The 18,531-nt window shown below is 69.3% G+C and carries 22 protein-coding genes; 9 read left to right on the top strand and 13 right to left on the bottom strand.

Annotated elements, in window-relative coordinates; all coding sequences use genetic code 11:
- Window positions 1–125: 125 nt before the first annotated feature.
- Complete coding sequence (locus OVN18_RS13075) at window positions 126–1,919, bottom strand: DNA/RNA helicase domain-containing protein (RefSeq protein ID WP_267781205.1); 1,794 nt, start codon at window positions 1,917–1,919, stop codon at window positions 126–128.
- Window positions 1,906–2,223, bottom strand: a complete 318-nt coding sequence (locus OVN18_RS13070; RefSeq protein ID WP_267737468.1) for a nucleotide pyrophosphohydrolase — start codon at window positions 2,221–2,223, stop codon at window positions 1,906–1,908. Before OVN18_RS13070 ends, OVN18_RS13075 begins: the two co-directional genes overlap by 14 nt.
- Window positions 2,224–2,314: 91 nt before the next feature.
- Between OVN18_RS13070 and OVN18_RS13065 the strand changes: the two genes are divergently transcribed.
- On the top strand, window positions 2,315–3,727 hold the full coding sequence (locus OVN18_RS13065; protein ID WP_267781203.1) for a DUF4041 domain-containing protein: 1,413 nt from the start codon (window positions 2,315–2,317) through the stop codon (window positions 3,725–3,727).
- A 593-nt stretch (window positions 3,728–4,320) separates the two neighbouring features.
- Here OVN18_RS13065 and OVN18_RS13060 read toward each other — a convergent pair.
- Complete coding sequence (locus tag OVN18_RS13060) at window positions 4,321–4,890, bottom strand: small multidrug efflux protein (RefSeq protein WP_267781202.1); 570 nt, start codon at window positions 4,888–4,890, stop codon at window positions 4,321–4,323.
- A 158-nt stretch (window positions 4,891–5,048) separates the two neighbouring features.
- Between OVN18_RS13060 and OVN18_RS13055 the strand changes: the two genes are divergently transcribed.
- The 5 genes from OVN18_RS13055 (at window position 5,049) to OVN18_RS13035 (ending at window position 9,010) form a co-directional block, all read left to right on the top strand.
- Window positions 5,049–6,272, top strand: coding sequence for a sensor histidine kinase (locus OVN18_RS13055; protein ID WP_267781200.1), 1,224 nt, complete (start codon window positions 5,049–5,051; stop codon window positions 6,270–6,272).
- Window positions 6,269–6,871, top strand: a complete 603-nt coding sequence (locus OVN18_RS13050; protein ID WP_267781198.1) for a response regulator transcription factor — start codon at window positions 6,269–6,271, stop codon at window positions 6,869–6,871. The genes OVN18_RS13055 and OVN18_RS13050 overlap by 4 nt, the downstream gene beginning before the upstream one ends.
- Before the next feature lie 101 nt (window positions 6,872–6,972).
- Window positions 6,973–7,329 (top strand): YciI family protein, encoded by a 357-nt coding sequence (locus OVN18_RS13045; protein ID WP_267781197.1) that lies wholly within the window; start codon window positions 6,973–6,975, stop codon window positions 7,327–7,329.
- 15 nt (window positions 7,330–7,344) lie between these two features.
- Window positions 7,345–7,677 (top strand): YciI family protein, encoded by a 333-nt coding sequence (locus OVN18_RS13040; RefSeq protein WP_267781195.1) that lies wholly within the window; start codon window positions 7,345–7,347, stop codon window positions 7,675–7,677.
- A gap of 22 nt (window positions 7,678–7,699) precedes the next feature.
- Window positions 7,700–9,010, top strand: a complete 1,311-nt coding sequence (locus OVN18_RS13035) for an RNA polymerase sigma factor (protein ID WP_267781194.1) — start codon at window positions 7,700–7,702, stop codon at window positions 9,008–9,010.
- Window positions 9,011–9,022: 12 nt separating this feature from the next.
- Here OVN18_RS13035 and OVN18_RS13030 read toward each other — a convergent pair whose 3' ends face one another.
- A complete protein-coding gene (locus OVN18_RS13030; protein ID WP_267737458.1) occupies window positions 9,023–9,553 on the bottom strand; it encodes a hypothetical protein in 531 nt (176 codons plus the stop codon).
- Between the two features lie 41 nt (window positions 9,554–9,594).
- Window positions 9,595–10,149, bottom strand: a complete 555-nt coding sequence (locus OVN18_RS13025; protein ID WP_267781193.1) for a LysR family transcriptional regulator substrate-binding protein — start codon at window positions 10,147–10,149, stop codon at window positions 9,595–9,597.
- A 56-nt stretch (window positions 10,150–10,205) separates the two neighbouring features.
- Between OVN18_RS13025 and OVN18_RS13020 the strand changes: the two genes are divergently transcribed.
- On the top strand, window positions 10,206–10,676 hold the full coding sequence (locus tag OVN18_RS13020) for a DUF5997 family protein (RefSeq protein WP_324287781.1): 471 nt from the start codon (window positions 10,206–10,208) through the stop codon (window positions 10,674–10,676).
- An 8-nt stretch (window positions 10,677–10,684) separates the two neighbouring features.
- On the opposite strand, the gene OVN18_RS13015 is transcribed toward OVN18_RS13020, so the two are convergent.
- From OVN18_RS13015 to OVN18_RS13000, 4 genes are all read right to left on the bottom strand, one after another.
- Window positions 10,685–11,737 (bottom strand): hypothetical protein, encoded by a 1,053-nt coding sequence (locus OVN18_RS13015; protein WP_267781192.1) that lies wholly within the window; start codon window positions 11,735–11,737, stop codon window positions 10,685–10,687.
- 295 nt (window positions 11,738–12,032) lie between these two features.
- Window positions 12,033–12,257, bottom strand: coding sequence for a hypothetical protein (locus tag OVN18_RS13010; protein ID WP_267781191.1), 225 nt, complete (start codon window positions 12,255–12,257; stop codon window positions 12,033–12,035).
- Window positions 12,258–12,360: 103 nt separating this feature from the next.
- Window positions 12,361–13,161 (bottom strand): ABC transporter permease, encoded by an 801-nt coding sequence (locus OVN18_RS13005; protein ID WP_267781190.1) that lies wholly within the window; start codon window positions 13,159–13,161, stop codon window positions 12,361–12,363.
- Window positions 13,158–14,054 carry an ABC transporter ATP-binding protein gene (locus tag OVN18_RS13000; protein ID WP_267781189.1) on the bottom strand — a complete coding sequence of 299 codons (897 nt, stop codon included), beginning with the start codon at window positions 14,052–14,054 and terminating at the stop codon, window positions 13,158–13,160. The genes OVN18_RS13005 and OVN18_RS13000 overlap by 4 nt, the downstream gene beginning before the upstream one ends.
- Window positions 14,055–14,183: 129 nt before the next feature.
- Here OVN18_RS13000 and OVN18_RS12995 point away from each other — a divergent pair, with 129 nt between their 5' ends.
- Window positions 14,184–15,443: a sensor histidine kinase gene (locus OVN18_RS12995; RefSeq protein WP_267781188.1), complete on the top strand. Its 1,260-nt coding sequence runs from the start codon at window positions 14,184–14,186 to the stop codon at window positions 15,441–15,443.
- On the top strand, window positions 15,440–16,090 hold the full coding sequence (locus tag OVN18_RS12990; RefSeq protein WP_267781187.1) for a response regulator: 651 nt from the start codon (window positions 15,440–15,442) through the stop codon (window positions 16,088–16,090). The genes OVN18_RS12995 and OVN18_RS12990 overlap by 4 nt, the downstream gene beginning before the upstream one ends.
- A gap of 72 nt (window positions 16,091–16,162) precedes the next feature.
- On the opposite strand, the gene OVN18_RS12985 is transcribed toward OVN18_RS12990, so the two are convergent.
- The 4 genes from OVN18_RS12985 to msrB all read right to left on the bottom strand — a co-directional run bounded on the left by OVN18_RS12985 (window position 16,163) and on the right by msrB (window position 18,441).
- On the bottom strand, window positions 16,163–16,771 hold the full coding sequence (locus OVN18_RS12985) for a DUF2087 domain-containing protein (protein WP_267781186.1): 609 nt from the start codon (window positions 16,769–16,771) through the stop codon (window positions 16,163–16,165).
- Window positions 16,768–17,337: a GNAT family N-acetyltransferase gene (locus OVN18_RS12980; protein ID WP_267781185.1), complete on the bottom strand. Its 570-nt coding sequence runs from the start codon at window positions 17,335–17,337 to the stop codon at window positions 16,768–16,770. The genes OVN18_RS12985 and OVN18_RS12980 overlap by 4 nt, the downstream gene beginning before the upstream one ends.
- 9 nt (window positions 17,338–17,346) lie before the next feature.
- Complete coding sequence (msrA, locus tag OVN18_RS12975; RefSeq protein WP_267781184.1) at window positions 17,347–17,892, bottom strand: peptide-methionine (S)-S-oxide reductase MsrA; 546 nt, start codon at window positions 17,890–17,892, stop codon at window positions 17,347–17,349.
- Between the two features lie 84 nt (window positions 17,893–17,976).
- On the bottom strand, window positions 17,977–18,441 hold the full coding sequence (gene msrB / locus OVN18_RS12970; RefSeq protein ID WP_267781183.1) for a peptide-methionine (R)-S-oxide reductase MsrB: 465 nt from the start codon (window positions 18,439–18,441) through the stop codon (window positions 17,977–17,979).
- Between the last annotated feature and the right edge of the window lie 90 nt (window positions 18,442–18,531).

Genomic DNA, 18,531 nt, shown 5'->3' with positions numbered 1-18,531 from the left:
ATCATCCCTGGCCAGTCGGGTCGATCGACTGACTCCTGGTACCGGCGGACAAGGCTACCCATGCACCGCAAGGGGCCCGGGGCGGGGCGGCGCCGCGTCTGGGTGAGCCGGGGACCAGGTCCAGGCTAGTTGCCGTCTCTGACCTGAGCCGAGCTACCCGGGAGGAGACCCGTAAGTCGCTCGCGCAAGCCTTCATCGCACACGTAGACGTAGGTTCCGCGAATGCCTCGTGTCAGCAGGACTGCGTAGACGTTGCAGATGTAGCGCAGCAGTTCCTCATCGCTGTACTTGCGGCCGAGCGTCGGGTTGTTCTCCTTGCCCTTTTTATCGAAGTAGTTCCTTCGATTCACTAGCAGGCGATCTGCTTTGGGATCCCACTCAAGGTCTCGACCGATCACCACGCCCGCGTAATTCAGGTCGTATCCCTGGACCGTGTGGATCGAACCGACTTCCTCCAGAGAACCGGGCGATGCGATCCAATCGGTGTCGGTGCTGTTCCAACGGAGAAGTCGGCCATCGAGTTCGATGTCATGCACGTCGGCCGAGCCCTTGCTCACCCACGGCCAGGCATACCCGGCAACGAGGCGAGCAAGGCCATGCTCCGCGTCCCGAGCGCGAATCGCATCGTGCATCTCGCCGATGTCGTCGAAGAACTGCATGTCGTAGTCCTGGAATGTCCGAGGTGCAGGCGGCGGAGCATCCACGTCGGGCGGACCGGGACGGAGGATGCTGCGTATCCAGCCGATGTAGTCCTCGCCGGCGCGGACGCGCATCTGTGAGACGAGCGGGTAGTGCCGGAGATCGTCCTTCGCCGCGCTGACCAGCTCGCGGAGCATCTCAGGTGCCAGATCGGCCGGCCGAACGCTCTGCTCAGGGTCGACCATGAGGATCTGGTGGCGGCTACGCGCGCGGATCCAGTCGAGCTGCGTCTTGGTGATGTCGTCGGCGCCGAAGAGCGTGGTCGTGATGTCTTTGAACTTCTTGTTCTGGCCGCCCGACGATTGGTTGGCTCGCTGATTCAGTCGGTGAGCCTCGTCGACGATGAGCAGATCCCACGGCTGCTCGCTCTCACCCGCCTGGAACGCCGTCATCACTTGCGATGGGTGCAGGCCCGGCGTGCGCTTGAACACGCGGCGGATGCTCTCCCGAAGCGACTGCTGCGGGACGACCAGGCCCACGCGGAAGTCCTGCAGTGCGCGTCGATGATCGTCCGTGAAGAAGTCGGCGAAAATGGAATCCGCATCCGGTTCGTCGTCGGGTTTCGATGCCGCGATATCGGCGAGCAGCTTCATCAGGTAGACGGCGACCACAGTCTTTCCCGTGCCCGGCTCGCCCTGCACGACGAGCAGCTCACCGACGCCCTTCGCGAGGTCGTCGAACAGTCCCTCCACGATGTCCTCGACCGCGATCGCCTGATCCTGCGTCAGGGCCTTGTAGGGCGACAGTTTGAAGAGGTCGCTGTTCTCGATCTCCGGAACGCTTCTGGTGAAGACACCCTCGTCTCGCAGGGTGTCGAAGACCTCGCGGAACGACTCGCGGTACACCTCGCGGTCGTAGTAGGCAGAGTCCGTGATGCCCTCATTGCGGTTGAGAACCCGGTAGGTGCCGTCACCGGCGAGCAGACGGATGAGGTGAGACTCGAGGTCCAGGCAGACGGACTTGTTGAAGGTGTCGTCCAGCACCACCCGCACCTGCGTCAAATGCTGTTTGCCGGGGGAGTCGAGGTGTTGCAGCACTCGCGCGCCGGCGTTCAGCGTCTCACCGACGTAGACGTCCTTGAATCCCGAGGAGGGCTTCTTCGGGGCTTCCGCGTCGATCAAATAGACGACTGGCCAGCTCCGGTGCCTCGGGTCGCTCTTCGTCCAACTGCGAACCGCCGTCTTGTCGAACGGGACCCGCTGAATCTCAAAGCCGGTCATATTTGTCGCTGCGCCCGCGGGCCTTGTCGGCCGGGTACTTGGTTCTCGTCGTGGCGAGCTTCTCGAGGATGAGCGCCTGGGGGTCTGCGCCGATCTTGTCGGCGAGCAGCAGGCAGTAGGTCAGCACGTCGGCGAGTTCTTCCCGCACTCTCGCGTCGTCGACGTCGCCGCTCCACTGGAAGACCTCGAGTAACTCGCCAGCCTCGATGACGATGCTCTTGGCGAGGTTCTCGGCAGTGTGGAACTGGTCCCAGTCACGTTCGGCGACGAAGGCCCGGAGGGCGTCGCGGGCCTCATCGGTCATGAGTCCGAGAGTAGTAGTGGAAGAGAACGGAACGGCTTGTGCCTCGGAGGGGGACTTCCGAGCCCCTCTCAGAAGTCAATACGCTTCGACCATGTCTAACGCAGCCGCAGGATGGTACGACGACGGTTCGGGACGTATGCGCTGGTGGGACGGACAACAGTGGACGCTCCATTTCGCCGACCAGCAGGCTCAGGTCGTCACCGAGCCTCAGCAATCGCCTGCCGCAGCCAAAGGCTCGCCGAAGATCTCCTTCTTCGGGGGCAAGAAAGCGGCGATCGCTTACGCGACGGAGAATGATCGGCTTCAGGCGCTCATCGACTCGCACGGTCTGGCTGACATCGCAGAGCTAGACCTGCTCAAGGAGAAGATCACTAAGGAAGTCTCTGATTCGAGGAATCGACTGCACCTGTTGCAGGCAGAAATCGCAGAGGCGGAGCGGGAGCATGCCGCGATCAGGCAAGACGTTCTGAGTTCGCGATCAATCGTCGAGCTCCAATCGTTCGGACTCTTTGACTATGAGCACCCGGCAGAGTCGTCGACGCTTCTCGGCGCTGAATTGGAGGCACTTCGCTCGCAGATCAAGGACATCGTCAGGTCAAAGCGTGCGACACAAGCCACGAGTGCCTTCACCTTCAATGGGTCAGCACCTAAGGGAAAGAAGTTCGTGGCTGACATGTCGAACCTCTTACTTCGCGCCTACAACGCTGAAGCAGAGAACTGCGTCAAGACCGTGAAGGCAGGGAATCTCGCGACTGCGACTAAGCGGCTCAACACGGTCGTCGATCAGATCGCGCGCCAGGGCACGATGATCGATCTGAAGATCACGCCTCACTTTCACCAGCTACGTATGAAGGAGTTGGCCCTCGCGGCTCAGCACCTACAGGCCTTGCAACGTGAGAAGGAACTGGATCGTGCTCACCGCGAGGAGTTGCGTGAGCAGCGGAAGGCAGAGCAGGAACTGCAGCGGCAGAAGGAGAAGCTGGAGAAGGAGAAGGCGCACTATCTGTCGACACTCGCGGCTCTTGAGGCCAAGGGAGACCTTGACGGCGCTCAGCGCGTTCGCGAACGTCTGCTCGACGTTGACAAGGCGATCGATGACGTTGACTACCGTGCTGCCAACATCCGCGCCGGATACGTCTACGTGATCTCGAACGTTGGATCGTTCGGTGGCGACGTCGTGAAGATCGGGATGACACGGCGGCTCGAGCCGATGGACCGAGTTAATGAACTTGGAGATGCATCCGTGCCATTCCGTTTCGACGTTCATGCTCTCTTCTTCGCCGACGACGCGATCGGGATTGAGGCGATGCTTCATCGACGATTCGCGGACTACCGGATCAACAAGGTCAACCTCCGGCGCGAATACTTCAAGGTCACCCCGGGGGCTGTTCTCGAAGCTCTCAAGGAGGAGTCGGTCGAGATCCTCGAGTACGTGCTCGACCCCGAGGCTGCCGAGTTCAAGGCAAGCGAGCTAGTGCAGGCCGCGTCTGTCCACAGCGCGTGACTATGGCTCGGCCGAAGTTCGTGTCGCCATTCTTGGAGACATTCGGTCACTGGCGCGTCAGGTCGTCCATCGGTTGCGCGCCGAGCGGGCTTCGGAAGTGAGATGAAAACTCCGGCATGAGCGACAGGGATGAACGGCGATCTCCCCGCGCTCGGGTCGTGCGAGACGTATGCGCCGGAGAGCGCGGAGTGCGGCGGCCGGTGTCGAGTACGGAACTTTTCTGCAAGCGGGCATCGCCGCTCCCTTCGTTAGAGGAAACGACGCGCTCCGGCTTGATAACCGACCACATCTGAACCAGCTGCTGTAGAGCTCCGGCCCTGTGGAATGCCCTGATGGGACTTACGACGACGTCAGCATGCCTGATGCCTGGTAAGTAACGCAACGCTTGAGTGAGCGGGCGCGTGGCAATGGATCGAGTCACCGACCGAGTCGTGCAGCCATCTCTGGCGACCCCGCTGACGCGGGCATCAGCATCCTGATCAGCACAGCTCTTGGTAGAGGCGTTCGCGCCGGAAACGACTCTGGCCCCGTGAAGTCTCTCGACTCCGCGGGGCCAGGCCACGTGCATCCAGGCTCGCGCCCGGTCATCTCGCTCAGCCGACCACTCCGACGAGACCCGTGGAGATCACCGTGAATAGGGTCGTCCAGAGGATGATCGCGGCGGCCTGCCACACGAGCACGAGGCTCTTGCGCACGCCGGAGGCGGTGAGCAGCGACGCGGTGAAGTGGGTGGGCAGCAGGAGCGGGCCGAGCAGGCTCACCCCGGGAACGCCGTAGCGCTCGAAGGCCCGCTCGAACTTGGCGCGGCGCTTGGCCTTCGCGCTGCCGTCGTTCGCCGAGACCGCGGTGCCGTCCGTGACCTGCGACTCGTTCAGCGAGGCGCCCGAACCCCCGCCGACGGTCGCCGTGGCGCGCGCCCGGGTGCGGGTGACGACGGCCTGCCGGGCTCCGGAGGTGAGGAGCACGATGACGGCGACGGCGAGGAAGTTGCCGACTGCGGCGGCGATGCCGGCCACGACGGGGTTGATGCCGCCGAGGATTCCGATGGTCGCGCCGCCCTCACCTTCGATGAAGGGCACGGCGCCGGCGAGGGCGACGACGAGGGGCTGCACCAGCTCGGGCACCTGACCCATGAGGTCCTGGTAGAAGTCGAAGGCGGTCATGGTTCTCTCCTTTTCGTCGGCCGGAGTTCCGGCGGTTCTTCGTTCGTGCCTCCATTTCATCGGCGGGCGACAGGGGCGGTAAGTGTCGCTCCGTCACCGCTTTCCGGGCGTTACGCGCCCCCGCTGGGTGACATTTGTCATGCGTCTAGGCTGGCGCCGTGATCAGCCAATCCGCGTCTGGAACGGGCCCCTCGACCGGCGGTTCGAGCAGCGAGACGACGGCCGTGAGCGTCACCCGCAGCATCACGGCGACCTGGTGGTACACCGTCGCCGGCATCCTGTTCATCGAGGGCGTGGTGGTGCCCCTCTGGTTGGAGGCGATGGTCGGCCTCGGCCTGCCGCGGGCGACCTACCTGCCGGTGTTCATCGCCGGTCTTCTCTGGTGGGCGTCGACCTTCGTGCTGCTGCTCGACTACCGCGATCGCCGCAGCGACCACGGTGTCGTGCGGCGTGCGCGGTGGCTCGTGCCGCTTCTGGTGGCGGTCGCCGTGGGAGTGCTGGCGGGCATACTGTCGGGCCTCTGGCTCATCGCGGTCATGCCGCTCGTGCAGTCGGCGATGCTGCTCACCTGGCCGCCGGGCGTGCGGTGGCGGGTGACGGCGGCGGCGACGCTGCTGCTGGTGGGCGTGAGCGCGCTGGATGCCCGCCTCGCCTTCGACGTGCAGAACGGGTTCGAGGGCCTGCCGACGCTGCTCATCGGGTACTCGGTGGTGATCCCGGCGGCGACCGTGCTCTCGCTGTGGTGGTGGGATGTGCTCGTGACCCTCGATCGCGCGAGGCTCTCCGAGGCGCGTCTGGCGGCCACGCAGGAGAGGTTGCGCGTCGCGACCGACGTGCACGACCTGCAGGGGCATCACCTGCAGGTGATCGCGCTGCAGCTGGAGCTCGCGGAGCGGCTGATGGAGCGCGACCCCTCGGCGGCGCTGGAGCAGCTGCGCGCGGCGCGGGGCAGCGTCGACGATGCGCGGCAGGGCACGCGGGATCTGGCGCTGCGGTTCCGGTCGACGTCGCTGCGCGACGAGCTGGCGAACGCCGTCGACCTGCTGCGGGCGGCGGGCACGGATGCGACCGTCGAGGTAGATGGCGACTGCGACGCGGCGCCGGCCGATGTTCTCGGCCCGGTCGTGCGGGAGACGACGACGAACGTGCTGCGGCACGGCGGCGGCGAGTGGGCTCGGCTGTCGCTGACCCGCGAGGGCGGGTCGTGGCGGTATCGCATCGCGAATGATGCGGGCGGGCATCCCGTCGATCATCACGACGGCGGGGGAGCGGGCCTGGAGGGCCTGCAGCGTCGGGCGGAGGACGCCGGGGGCACGCTCGAGGTGACGCGCGACACGGGTGAGTTCTCGGTGACGATGACCGTGCCGGGGGTCGCGTCGTGATCCGGGTGCTGCTAGCCGACGACGAGGGGATGATCCGATCGGCCCTCGCGGCCCTGCTGCGCCTGGAGGACGACATCGACGTCGTCGCCGAGTGCGCGGACGGGCGCGAGGCGCTGGAAGAAGCGCAACGGCTGCTGCCCGACGTGTGCCTGCTCGACTTGGAGATGCCGCACCTCGACGGCGTCGAGGTCGCCGAGCGGCTGAAGCGCACGACGGCGACGCGCTGCGTGATCGTGACGCGGCACGCCCGCCCCGGAGTGCTGCGGCGGGCGCTCGCCTCGGGCGTCGCCGGGTTCCTGCCGAAGTCGCGCGGGGCCGACGAGGTCGCGGCGGTCATCCGCAAGGTGGCGGCGGGCGCCCGCTACGTCGACCCCGAGATCGCGGCCGACGCCCTCACCGATGAGCGCTCGCCGTTGACCGATCGCGAGCTCGACGTGCTGCGCGCCGGGGCGCAGGGGCAGACGACGGGGCAGATCGCGCGGTCGCTGCTGCTCGCGCCGGGCACCGTGCGCAACCACATCTCGTCGGTGCTGACGAAGCTCGGGGTGCAGACCCGGCAGCAGGCGACGCGGATGGCGGAGGAGCGGGGTTGGCTGTAGCCGGCACGGCTGCGGTGAGCGGATTCCGCGGCATGTGTCCTCCCGCCGGCCGCTGCTTCGTCGTACTGGTGTAATCGACCCCGACGGAAGGCGGAGCATCCATGCGCTTCATGATCCTCATCCACTCGAACGAATCGGCTGAGGCCGCCTGGGCCGACGGGCGCAGCGCCGAACTCGAGCAGGCGCACGGCGCCGTCATCGACGAGCTGATGCGCTCGGGCGAGTTCGTCGACACGAACGAGCTCGACCTCGAGAACGTCGCCGTCATCGGTCATCACGGGGGCGCTCCGGTCGTCTCGCGCGGCCCGTTCACCGAGGGCACCGAGTACGTCGGCGGCTACTACATCGTCGACGTCGTGGACCAGGATCGCGCCGTCGAGATCGCCGGCCGATTCGCCGAGACCCGCTACTCGCCCGTCGAGGTGCGCCGCCTCGTGCACGCATCCGACCCGAACTGATCGAAGGAGATCACCATGGAGTACCTGCTGCTCATCGTCAGCGACCCCGACGCCCCGACCTACGTGCCCGAGGAGGACAACATCGAGGAGTGGTCGGCCGATCTCGACGCCCGCGGAGCCTCGCGCGTCGGCAACCGCCTCCGCCCGCCCTCCGACGCGACGACCGTGACGGTGCGGGAGGGGAGGACGATCCTCACCGACGGCCCCTTCACCGAGTCGAAGGAGTGGATCGCCGGCTTCGACCTCATCGACGTCGCCGACCTCGACGAAGCGCTCGAGATCGCCGCCGCCCACCCGATGGCCCGCTTCGGCCGCGTCGAGGTGCGGCCGGTGTGGCCGTTCGAGTGAGCGACCGATCCGACGGCGCGGGATGACCGGTCTCACGCCCGGTGACGCCGCGACCGAGGCGGCCCGAGCCGTCGCCTCGGTCGCGGCATCCGAGCGCCTGCGCGTGGTCTCCACGCTCATCCGCCTCACCGGAGACTGGGATCTCGCCGAGGACTGCGTGCAGGACGCCCTCGCCCGAGCCCTCGCCGTCTGGCCCGAGCGGGGCATCCCCGACAATCCCGGTGCGTGGCTCTCGACCGTGGCGCGGAACCTCGCGGTCGATGCGATCCGGAAGGCCGACGCCGACCGTCGCGCCGCGCCCCGGCACGCGGTCGAGGCCGAGCTTGAGAGCCAGGGGGAGGAGGAGCCGACGATGCCGACCGACGCGATCGACGACGACCGCCTGCGCCTGATCTTCACCTGCTGCCACCCCGCCCTCGCGCTGAAGTCGCGCGTGGCCCTCACGCTCCGAACCGTGCTGGGGTTGAGCGTCGCCGAGACCGCGCACGTGTTCCTCGTGAGCGAGGCGTCGATGCAGAAGCGGCTGGTGCGGGCGCGGGCGAGGATCCGCGGGGCGGGCATCCCGTATCGCGTGCCGCCGGCGCACCTGCTGCCGGAGCGCACCGCCGGAGTGCTCGCCGTGCTCTACCTGCTCTTCACCGAGGGCTACTCCTCCGGAAGCGGCACCGACCTCGTGCGGCCCGCCCTCGCCGAGGAGGCGATCCGCCTCACCCGGCTCATCGCGACGCTCATGCCGGGCTGGCCCGAGGTGCTCGCCCTGCTCGCGCTCGAGCTCTTCCAGCACTCGCGCGCGGCGACCCGCCTCGACGGCGCCGGCGACCTGGTGCTGCTCGAGGATCAGGACCGCGCGCGGTGGGACGCCGCCGCGATCGCCGAGGGCATCGGGATGCTCGCGGCAGCCGAGCGCGCCCTCGAGCCCCTCACCGCCGCCCCGGGCCCCTTCCTGCTGCAGGCCCGGATCGCCGCCGAGCACGCCACCGCTCCGACGGCTGCCGCAACAGATTTCGCGCGCATCGCCGAGCTCTACGCCGAGCTCGGCCGCGTCGCCCCCTCGCCCGTCATCGACCTCAACCGGGCGATCGCCGTCGCGCTCTCGCAGGGGCCGGATGCGGGGCTCGCGCTCCTCGACGCGCTCGACGCCCGCCTCGCCGAGTACCACCTGCTGCACGCGACGCGCGCCGACCTGCTGCGCCGCCGAGGCAGCATCGGGGATGCCCTGCCGCACTACCGCCGCGCGCTCGAGCTCGCGCCCTCCGACGCCGAGCGCCGGTTCCTGCAGCGCCGCATCGACGCGGTGGCGGCGCGGCTCGACCACCGAGAGCGAGGCAACTGACCGTCGGCGCCATCAGCGATACGGAGGCCCGCCGAGCATGATCAACGGGTCGGTCCCGCATTCCGCGAGTCGCAGCTCCGTCCAGTAGAGAGAACCGAAGAAGCCCGTCTCCGCCCAGAGGATCGTGACGTCGTCGCTCTCGATCCGCAGTCGTCCTCCCTCAGTGGCGGCCCAGGCGGCGGGACCCGTGTACGTGCCCTCGTTCTCGAAGCACAGGGCGCCGTCTCGCTCGCCGAGGCTTCCGGTAGGCAGGTCTCGGACCTCGGCGGTGCCATCAGCGCTGAGGATGATGCGGGGCAGGCTGGTGAGCGGCGGTTCGCCGGGGTAGCTGTCCGGGATCGCCGTCCAGGTTGCGGGGAGGTCGAAGTTGACCCTGATCGGATCGCGGATCCACGCGATGAGGTCTGTCACGACGCCGACCCCGAACGCCGCGATCGCCACGAGCCCCGCCGTGACGACGGCGCCCCCGACCGCGAGCGCTCGGGTGCGCCACTTCGGCCACGAAGGGTCTGCGGGGGTCTCGGCAGCGTCGACCTGGGCCATTCTCAGATCGTAAGCGCTTCTCGGGCTCCGCGCCGGGTCGCTCAGCGCGAGCTGTTCGCCGTGCGGCCCCGCACGATGCCGATGAACTCGTCGCACAGGGGGTGCGCCCCGACCGCGGGCCAGACGAGCGAGATGCCGGTATCCGGCGCGCCGACGAGCGGGCGGGCGACCACGTCCTTGCGCGATAGGACCCGCGCGACCGACTGGGGCATGACGCAGACGCCGACGTTCGCGGCGACGAGGGCGACAGCATCCTCACCGGTGCCGTTCTCGAGGTCGATGGGCTGGACGGTCACGTCGTCGAGGGAGTGCAGCTCGTCGAGGGTGACGCTGTCGAGGCCGGCGACGAGCGAGCCCTTGGGGGCGACGACGACGGGCGCCTCGCGGTAGAGCGGGATGGCGTGCCGGTCGTCGTCGGCGGCGACGTCGCGCGCGAGCACCATGTGCACCGTGCCGGCCTCGAGAGCGGCGAGCGCGGCGGCCTGCGTCATGGGGGCGAGGTCGAGGCGGCCGCGGGGGCGGCGATCGCGCCAGATGCGCTGCCACTTGCCGGGCGTGACGCCGGTGACGAAGGCGACGGCGAGGGGATCGGGCATGGGCTCAGGCTACTCGGCGGGGTCGAGGGGCCCGCCGGGTCGCTACGCTCGGGTGCATGACCGATGCGCCGCGTGAGGACAACCGCCAGCAGCCGAAGCCCAAGAAGCCGCAGATGCTGAGTGCGGCGACGGCCGCCAAGAAGCTCGGGGTGTTCCTGCCGGCGACGCCGGAGGAGTTCCAGTCGCAGCAGATCTCGCGGGATGCCCTGCAGGAGCTGCAGGAGAACCCGCCCGAGTGGCTGCGCACGCTGCGCAAGGAGGGCCCGCACCCCCGCGACGAAGTCTCGCGCCGTCTCGGGGTCTCGAACTCGGCGCTCGCCCGCGGGGGAGTCAGCGATTCGATGACCACGGCCGAGATCACCGCGCTACTGGATGACCGTCCCGACTGGCTCGTCGCCGAGCGCGAGAAGCACGCACCCGGGTCGGGGCGCCCGCCGGGCACCGCCATCGGCGAGCGGCCGGTGTCGGCGCGGCAGCACGGCGAGGACGGGCAGCGGGACGAGGCGGACGACGACGACCTGGTCTAGTTCTCGGCCTAGTTCGTAGGATCGGCCAGATCAACGGGCGACTCGTCCGAAGCCGACGTATTGTCGGGCTTCCTCCCGCGTTTGAACAGCCCCACAACAGAGTCCGCCGCACCCTTGGCAGCGCCCCCGACGAAAGTTGCCGCGCCTGTAGCGGCTCCACCGACAGCCTTCGCTGCCCCAGTGGTGGCGTCACCGATCGCCGCGCCCGCGTCCTTTACCGCCGTCAACGCTCGCGCTTCGTCTGGGATGCCGTCGCCGTCGATGTCGACCCTGCGGAAGTAATCGGCACCGATATTGACCTTGCTCCAGACCTCCTCGCCGAAATCTTTGGCGGAGTCGGACGCTGCCCGCATCGCGATCACAGCCTTGGGCGGGTCGGGAATCCCATCGCCATCCGCGTCCACAAGTTCGAGCCACTCCGGCCACTCGCTGGCAGGTTCGGAGAAGCCGTTCCGGCACGCCTTGACGACTGCACTGCCGAAGTAGAAGCTCGTCGCCCCACCCGCAACGGCCCCGATCACGGGAATTGCCTTGGAGCTGATCTTCACGCCGCCCATGACCGCGCCTTGAGCGATCGCCTGCTTCGCGAGAACCATCGTCACCGGTACGAGGGCGGAATCAGGGAGTTGCTGCGCGAGCAGGTCGCCCCACTTCGTGCCACCGCCGCTGCCGGCCACGTTCGCGACAGCGCGCGCGCCTGAGATGGTCGCACCGGCCGGCAGCGCTCCGAGCACCAGTTCGGTGATCTTGCTCTTCCGCTTCTCGCCGAGCAGTGCGCCCAGGACGAGCGCCTTCGCCCGTTCTGGATCTTCGATGGGGATGCCGCGAAGTTCCGCCATGCAGAGCGCGAACAGGGCTGTCGTCTCGTAGAAGAAAATCAGGTCCGCGACGCCGAGGCCGATAGCGACGGGAATACCCACCGCCGGGATGCTCGCCGAGGCTCCCACCGCGGCGCTTGCGATCGTGGTGGTGGCGACGTACTGCGATTCGATTGACTTCATCACCTGTGCCGGGGTGGCGGTGGAATTCTTGCGGCGGACTTCCTTGATGAAGGCGGTCACGACCGGCCGCTGCACAGCGATGGCCTGGAAGACCCGTTCTTGAAAGTCCTCGGGAAGCTCTGAGCCGGAGGAACCGGTAGTTGCAGACTTCGTCGTCGTGATCTCCGTTGAATCAGCCACTGATGCGTCCCTCCGTTTGGGTTGTTCGCTCAGTATTGCGCGGGCCAATCGCGCGACACGGCACGACATGAAGAAAGTTCTCGCCGATCGCTGTAGCCGCCCGATTAGCGCCCGCTGAGCTGCTGCACCAGTCGGAAGCCGGCGCGATCCATCGATGCGTCGCGCGCCGTGAGCATCACCGCCCGAGCGTCGTGGAGGGGGTGACCCGGCCGAGTTCGACGGCCTCGCGGTAGAGCATCCCGGTGAGGGCCTTGGAGACGGAGCCGATCTCGAAGTCGGCGTCGTCGGCCGCGCCGATCGACGCGGTCGCCGGGCCCTTGGGCGTGACGGTGGCGACGGCGACGACCGAGTGCGTTCTGCGGAGTGTCGCGGCGGCCTTGGAGGCGAGGGACGTGCGCACTCGACGATCGTGCCAGGAGGACGCATCGCGCGCACCCCGGGGACACGACGACGGCCTCCCGCGCGCAGGTGCGCACACGGGAGGCCGTCGACCGATCTCGACGCTACGGCTCGCGCCGCGCCGTCCTCCAGAGACCGATGCCCATCGGGATCCCGATCCAGACCGCGAGCGCGACGAGCAGCTTCGGCCAGCTGTCCGCCGTCATCTCGCCCATCGAGAGGGTGGCGAGCATGCTGTTGAGGTCGAGCCACTCGGCCGGCTCGCGGATCGCCTCGATCGTCAGGCTCAGGATCGACCAGACGGAGGGCAGCGCGAGGTAGGCGACGATCGCGATCGGCGTGCTGAGGAAGGCGAGACCGAACGCGACGCCCTGCATGACGAGCAGCACGACGGTGAGGGCGACGCCCGCCACGACGGCGAGGTCGACCGACCAGGAGTCGTCCGCGTCGAACGCGAGGATCGCGACGACGTTGAGCAGGGCGCTCATGGCGATCGTGACGAGCGAGACGAGAACGCCGAGCCCGCTCGCCGAGAACACCTTCGCCATGGTCACCCGCAGGCGACGCGGCTCGAGCGTGAACGTCGTCAGCGCCGTGCGGGCCGACCACTCGCTCGTCGCCGCCATCACGCCGATGAGGGGCAGCAGGGTGAGCTGCCCGACCGACGCCGACGAGACCAGGGAGGTCCAGGTGAGGGTGCCTCGCTCGCTGGTGACCACGCTCAGCGCGATCAGGGCGCCGCTGATGAGAGCGATCGCGACGAGCAGCCACGTGCCGGCGCGCGTGTCGAGCTGCTTGCGCAGTTCGACGGCGGCGAGACGCATGAACGGGATGCCCGTCGGGGGTGCGGCCGCGGTGCTGGGCCGGGGGATGCTGGCGGTACGGGTGGTGTCGCGGGTGGTCATGCGGGCACATCCTCTCGCCCGTGCTGGGCGGTCATGGTGAAGAACAGTTCCTCGAGGCCGGTGGTGGCGGCGGGGCGCAGGTCGATGACGGCCACGCCGGAGGCGAGCGCGAGCCGGCCGACGTCGTCGACGGTGGCGGTGGTGGTGAGCCCGTCCGTTCCGGGCGTCACCTCGAATCCCGCCCCTTCGAGCACGCGCTGCAGCGTCGCGTCGTCGAGGCTGCGTACCTGCGTGCCGGTGCCCGAGAGCAGCTCGGCGGCGCTGCCCTGGGCGAGGATCGAGCCCTTGCCGATGATGACGAGATCGTCGGCGACGGCCTCGACCTCCCGCAGCAGGTGCGAGGAGAGCAGGACGGTGCCGCCGGACGCGGCGAAACCGGTGAGGATGTCGCGCATCCATCGGATGCCGGCCGGGTCGAGCCCGTTGGAGGGCTCATCGAGGATGAGCACGGCGGGGTCGCCGAGCAGCGCGTGCGCGAGTCCCAGCCGCTGGCGCATGCCGAGCGAGTAGCCCCGCACGCGTCCGCGCCCCTCCTTCGCGGTCAGCCCGACGAGGTCGAGCGCCTCGTCGGCCCGGCCCGGGCCGAGGCCCATGAGGTGGGCGGAGAGCGCGAGCACCTCGCGCCCCGTGCGGCCGGGATGCTGCGCTCCGGCATCGAGGAGCACGCCGACGTGGCGGCCCGGGTTGTCGAGCTGCCGGAACGGCACGCCCAGGATGGTGCTGCTGCCCGAGGTGGGGGCGGCCAGCCCGACCAGCATGCGCATGGTCGTGGACTTGCCGGCGCCGTTCGGGCCGAGGAATCCGGTGATGCGCCCGGGCTGCGCGGTGAACGAGACGTCGTCCACGGCCGCCGTCGAGCGGTAGCGCTTGGTGAGATGGGTTGCAGTGATCATGCGGTCTACGATTCTCGACGGCGGCCTCGAGCGCGTCGGCGCCCGGTCTCGACCTGCTCCACCGTTCGGGGGAGGCGGTCGCGACCCCCGGGGGAGCCGCGGCGCGCAGCAGACGAATACAGTGACCCCGTGACGGTCACCCAGAGCACGGCAGCCCCCGCCGTCGGCACGTGGTCGCGCGTCTGGCGCTACCTGCTCGCCGCCCTCATCGGTGCGGTGACGTGGGCCGGCGTGGTGGCGACCTCCGATCTCGGCGAGACGGGCGGCGGAGTCGTGATCGAGGGGGTACGTTCCGTCATCCTCCTGACTCTCGACCCTCTGCTCGGCATCGTCGCCCTCGCCCTGCTGCCCCTGCGGCACCGTCGCCCGCTGCTCGTCGCCGTCGTCGTCACGGCGCTCACCGGGGTATCCAGTGCTGCCGTCGGCGCCGCCCTGTTCGCGATCGTGTCGATGAGCACGCATCGTCGGTGGCGCCCGGTGGTCGTGTGCGGTGCGGTGTGGGTGGCGGTGTCGGTTCTCTCGGATGCCCTGCTCCAGTACGACGCCGCAGCCATGGATCCCGCTCCCGAGTCGGCGTGGATCCTCGTCGGCCTCGCTGTCGCCGTCTACGCCGCCTGCGTCTCGACCGGCTTCTACATCGGCGCTCGCCGGGATCTGCTCTCGTCGCTGCGCGAACGGGCCGAGAACGCGGAGCGGGAGCAGTCGCTGCGGGTGTCGTCGGCGCGGGAGTCGGAGCGCACCCGCATCGCCCGGGAGATGCACGATGCGCTCGCGCACCGCATCTCCCTCGTGAGCCTGCACGCCGGCGCCCTCGCCTACCGCACCGACCTCGACCGCGAGCAGACCGCGGAGGCCGCGACGATCATCCAGACCAACGCGCAGCTGGCGCTGACGGAGCTGCGGCAGATCCTCGGCGTGCTGCGGACCACCGCGGAGAGCCCGGGCGTGGAACCCCCGCAGCCGACGCTGGCCTCCCTGCCCGCGCTGCTCGTCGACTCGGAGGAGGCGGGAGTCGAGGTGACGCTGGAGTCGACGACTCTGCGCGACGACGCCGACCCGGATGGCGGGCTCGCGCTGCCGGGACTATCGGAGTCGCTGTCGCGCACGGCGTTCCGCATCATCCAGGAGGGCCTGACCAACGCGCGCAAGCACGCGGCGGGCGCGCCGGTGACGCTCTCCGTCGAGAGGGAGGACGACCGGCTGCTCCTCATGATCCGCAACCCCTGCGACCCGGCGTCGCGGTACGCGGCCGAGGCCAGTGACGCCCGGGGCGGCGGCGACGGCCTGATGGGCCTGCGCGAGCGCGCCGAGCTCGCGGGGGGCATCCTGACCCACGAAGTCGACCGGGGCGGTCGCTTCGTTCTGAGGGCGAGTCTGCCGTGGCGATGACGACGAGGGTCGCGATCGTGGACGACGACGCGCTCGTGCGCGCGGGCCTGCGGATGATCCTCGGCGGGGATCCGTCGATCGAGATCGTGGGGGAGGCCTCCGACGGTCGGGAGGCGCTGACGATGATCACCGCCGCATCGCCGCACGTGGTGCTCATGGATATCCGGATGCCCGTGCTCGACGGCCTCGAGGCGACCGCGGAGCTGACCCGCCGCGGCGACCGCGCCCGGGTGATCGTGCTGACGACCTTCGACACCGACGAGCTGGTGCTGACGGCGCTGCGGCGCGGGGCGGCGGGCTTCCTGCTCAAGGACACGCCGCCGGCCGACCTCGTCAGCGCGATCCGGCGCGTGGCGGCGGGGGAGCCGATCCTCTCCCCGAGCGTGACCTCGCAGCTCATCGCGGCCGTGAGCGGCGGGTCGGATGCGCGGCGCACGCGCGCGGTCGCGCTGCTCGAGCGGCTCACCGACCGCGAGCGCGAGGTGGCGATCGCCGTCGCCCGCGGGCTCTCGACGGCCGAGATCGCCGCCGAGCTCTTCATGGGCGTCGCGACGGTCAAGACCCACGTCGGCAGCCTGTTCACCAAGCTGGAGGTCGCGAACCGCGTGCACGTCGCGCGCATCGTGCTGGATGCGGGGCTTGCCTGAGCGGCTGCGGCTCTCAGTGGCCTGCAGTGGGTTCGCCGTGCAGGAAGGCGGGCGTGGCGGAGAGGTCGACCATCACGGCCGAGCGTCGGGCAGACCGTCGTCGCGTGCGTCGTCGCGACGACGGTCGGCGACCAGCTCCCCGAGCGGGTCGTAGCCGGCGAGTCGTTCTCTGACGAGATTCTCGAGGGCGCCGCGATCGGCGACGAGGGCGTACTGCGACCCGTCGGCCCGCCGCTCCACGAGCCCGTGGTCGACGAGGTACCGCCGCAGCAGGGCCGTGTCGTCGCTGACGCGTGCGAGCCGCTCGTTCATCGTGCGTTCGTCGACGACCTCGCCCGCCGCGAGCGCACGCGTCGCGACCCAGCGCAGCAACGCAAGCCGGTCGGCGGGGCGGGCGGGCCACTGGCGGATGCGCTCGCCGTCGAGGTAGCGCTCGACCCCGGTGGCGCGCGGTGCGGGTGCCGCCTCGAGCAGCTCGCGGAAGCGCTGCTCGCGCAGGGCTCCCGAGTGGTCATCGAGCAGGCCGCTGCGCTCGAGCGAGCGGACGACCTTCTCTCGGCGGCCGACGGAGAGCTCCGCGGTTGCGGAGTCGAGGCTCTCGCCGAGGATGAGGCGAGCGAGCATCCGGCGCCCCTCATCGTTCGCGAGAACTGCGATGACCGAGCGCCACTCGTCGGTCATCGGCCGTCCTCCGTGCCGACAATCGTGGGGGCGGGATCGTCGAGTCGGAAGACCTGCAGCTCCAGCCCGTTGCGCTCGCTCCGACCGGCCGGGACGAAGCCGAGCCCGACAAGCAGCCGGGCGGATGCGGTGTTGCGGGGGTCCGCCACCGCGGTGAAGGCAGCAACCCCGAAACGGCGGCCGAGATCGAGCATCGCCCGCGCGGCCTCGGAGCCGTAGCCCATGCCCCAGTGCGCGCGGCTGAGCGCGAACCCGAGTTCGGCGACCCGGGGATCGCGCTTCAGCAGGACCTCGCCGATGACGCGACCGGACTCGCGCACTTCGATGGCGAGCACGAGCCAGTCGCCGTCGGCCGCGGCGCGGTGCTGCGTGAGCTTGGTCTGCAGGGTCTCGGCGACCGCCGCGCGATCCCGCACCGGCCAGGGGAGGAAGCGCGTGACCTCGGGGTCTGAGTGGAAGACCAGCAGGTCATCGACGTCGGTCGCCCGGTGCGGACGCAGCAGGAGCCGCGGGGTCTCGACGGGATCGTCGATCGACCACGCGGCTCCTGCCGGGCTCGAGCGCATGGCGGCAGGCTAGCTCGCCGCGACCTCGTCGCGCTTCGGCAGCACCCATCCCGCGCGGGGGAAGTGGCAGGTGTAGCCGTTGGGGTACTTCAGCAGGTAGTCCTGGTGCTCCTCCTCGGCCTCCCAGAACGGGCCCTCGGGCTCGATGGTGGTGACGGCCTTGTTCGGCCAGAGGCCCGAGGCGTCGACGTCGGCGATGGTCTCGCGCGCGACGCGCTCCTGCTCGGGGCTGAGCGGGAAGATCGCCGAGCGGTAGCTCGTGCCGACGTCGTTGCCCTGGCGGTTGAGCGTCGAGGGGTCGTGGATCTGGAAGAAGAACGCGAGCACGTCGCGGTACGTCGTCTTCGTGGGATCGAAGACGATCTCGACGGCCTCGGCGTGGCCGGGGTGATTGCGGTAGGTCGCGTTCGCGTTCTCGCCGCCGGTGTAGCCGACGCGTGTGCCGAGGATCCCGGGCTGGCGGCGGATGAGATCCTCCATGCCCCAGAAGCAGCCGCCGGCGAGCACGGCGGTCTCGGTGCCGGGGGTGCGGGTGATGCTGCCGGTGTCGGTCATGGTGCGGTCTCCTCTGCTGGATGGGGCGGGCTGGGCGCGGCGGGTGAGGCCGCGGGTGAGGCGGGCGAAGAAGGGATGCACGGCTCAGGCCGTCGCGTCGGAGCTCGAGTCGAACAGCGCCCGGTAGGCACCGTATCCCTGAGCCTCGAGCTCGGCCACCGGCACGAACCGCAGGGCCGCGGAGTTCATGCAGTAGCGCTGCCCTCCGGCGTCGCGCGGGCCGTCGTCGAACACGTGGCCCAGGTGGCTGTCGGCGCCGGAGGAGCGCACCTCGGTGCGCACCATCCAGAGCATGCGATCGCTCTTCGTCGTCACGGCGTCGGGGGAGAGCGGCTTGGTGAAACTCGGCCATCCGGTGCCGCTGTCGTACTTGTCGAGGGAGGAGAACAGCGGCTGGCCCGAGACGACGTCGACGTAGATGCCGGCGTCCTTGAGGTCGTGGTACTCGTTGCGGAACGCGGGCTCGGTGCCGTCGTTCTGCGTCACCTTGCGCTGCATGGGGGTGAGGCGGGCGATGGCCTCGGGGGTGGCGCGGTACTCGGTGGTCATGTCTGCTCCTTACGTCGATCGACGTTCGGCGCCGGCGCTGGCAGCGGCGGGTCGAGTCGTCGTGCTCATGACAACAGCCGCGGGGGTGCA

It is taken from the genome of Microcella daejeonensis (assembly GCF_026625045.1).
GTDB lineage: Bacteria > Actinomycetota > Actinomycetes > Actinomycetales > Microbacteriaceae > Microcella > Microcella daejeonensis.
The sequence above is the reverse complement of the archived record's forward strand: the minus strand, read 5'-3'. Positions and strand labels throughout refer to the sequence as shown.

Bases quoted from the DNA above. Each gene is read 5' to 3' on its own strand.
- OVN18_RS13030 (WP_267737458.1), bottom strand. From the start codon at position 9,553: ATGGCCCAGGTCGACGCTGCCGAGACCCCCGCAGACCCTTCGTGGCCG.
- OVN18_RS13065 (WP_267781203.1), top strand. From the start codon at position 2,315: ATGTCTAACGCAGCCGCAGGATGGTACGACGACGGTTCGGGACGTATG.
- OVN18_RS13040 (WP_267781195.1), top strand. From the start codon at position 7,345: ATGGAGTACCTGCTGCTCATCGTCAGCGACCCCGACGCCCCGACCTAC.
- OVN18_RS13070 (WP_267737468.1), bottom strand. From the start codon at position 2,223: ATGACCGATGAGGCCCGCGACGCCCTCCGGGCCTTCGTCGCCGAACGT.
- OVN18_RS13060 (WP_267781202.1), bottom strand. From the start codon at position 4,890: ATGACCGCCTTCGACTTCTACCAGGACCTCATGGGTCAGGTGCCCGAG.
- msrB (WP_267781183.1), bottom strand. From the start codon at position 18,441: ATGACCACCGAGTACCGCGCCACCCCCGAGGCCATCGCCCGCCTCACC.
- OVN18_RS12980 (WP_267781185.1), bottom strand. From the start codon at position 17,337: ATGCGCTCGAGCCCGGCAGGAGCCGCGTGGTCGATCGACGATCCCGTC.
- OVN18_RS12990 (WP_267781187.1), top strand. From the start codon at position 15,440: ATGACGACGAGGGTCGCGATCGTGGACGACGACGCGCTCGTGCGCGCG.
- OVN18_RS13075 (WP_267781205.1), bottom strand. From the start codon at position 1,919: ATGACCGGCTTTGAGATTCAGCGGGTCCCGTTCGACAAGACGGCGGTT.
- OVN18_RS13025 (WP_267781193.1), bottom strand. From the start codon at position 10,149: ATGCCCGATCCCCTCGCCGTCGCCTTCGTCACCGGCGTCACGCCCGGC.
- OVN18_RS13000 (WP_267781189.1), bottom strand. From the start codon at position 14,054: ATGATCACTGCAACCCATCTCACCAAGCGCTACCGCTCGACGGCGGCC.
- msrA (WP_267781184.1), bottom strand. From the start codon at position 17,892: ATGACCGACACCGGCAGCATCACCCGCACCCCCGGCACCGAGACCGCC.
- OVN18_RS13020 (WP_324287781.1), top strand. From the start codon at position 10,206: ATGACCGATGCGCCGCGTGAGGACAACCGCCAGCAGCCGAAGCCCAAG.
- OVN18_RS13045 (WP_267781197.1), top strand. From the start codon at position 6,973: ATGCGCTTCATGATCCTCATCCACTCGAACGAATCGGCTGAGGCCGCC.
- OVN18_RS12985 (WP_267781186.1), bottom strand. From the start codon at position 16,771: ATGACCGACGAGTGGCGCTCGGTCATCGCAGTTCTCGCGAACGATGAG.
- OVN18_RS13035 (WP_267781194.1), top strand. From the start codon at position 7,700: ATGACCGGTCTCACGCCCGGTGACGCCGCGACCGAGGCGGCCCGAGCC.
- OVN18_RS13005 (WP_267781190.1), bottom strand. From the start codon at position 13,161: ATGACCACCCGCGACACCACCCGTACCGCCAGCATCCCCCGGCCCAGC.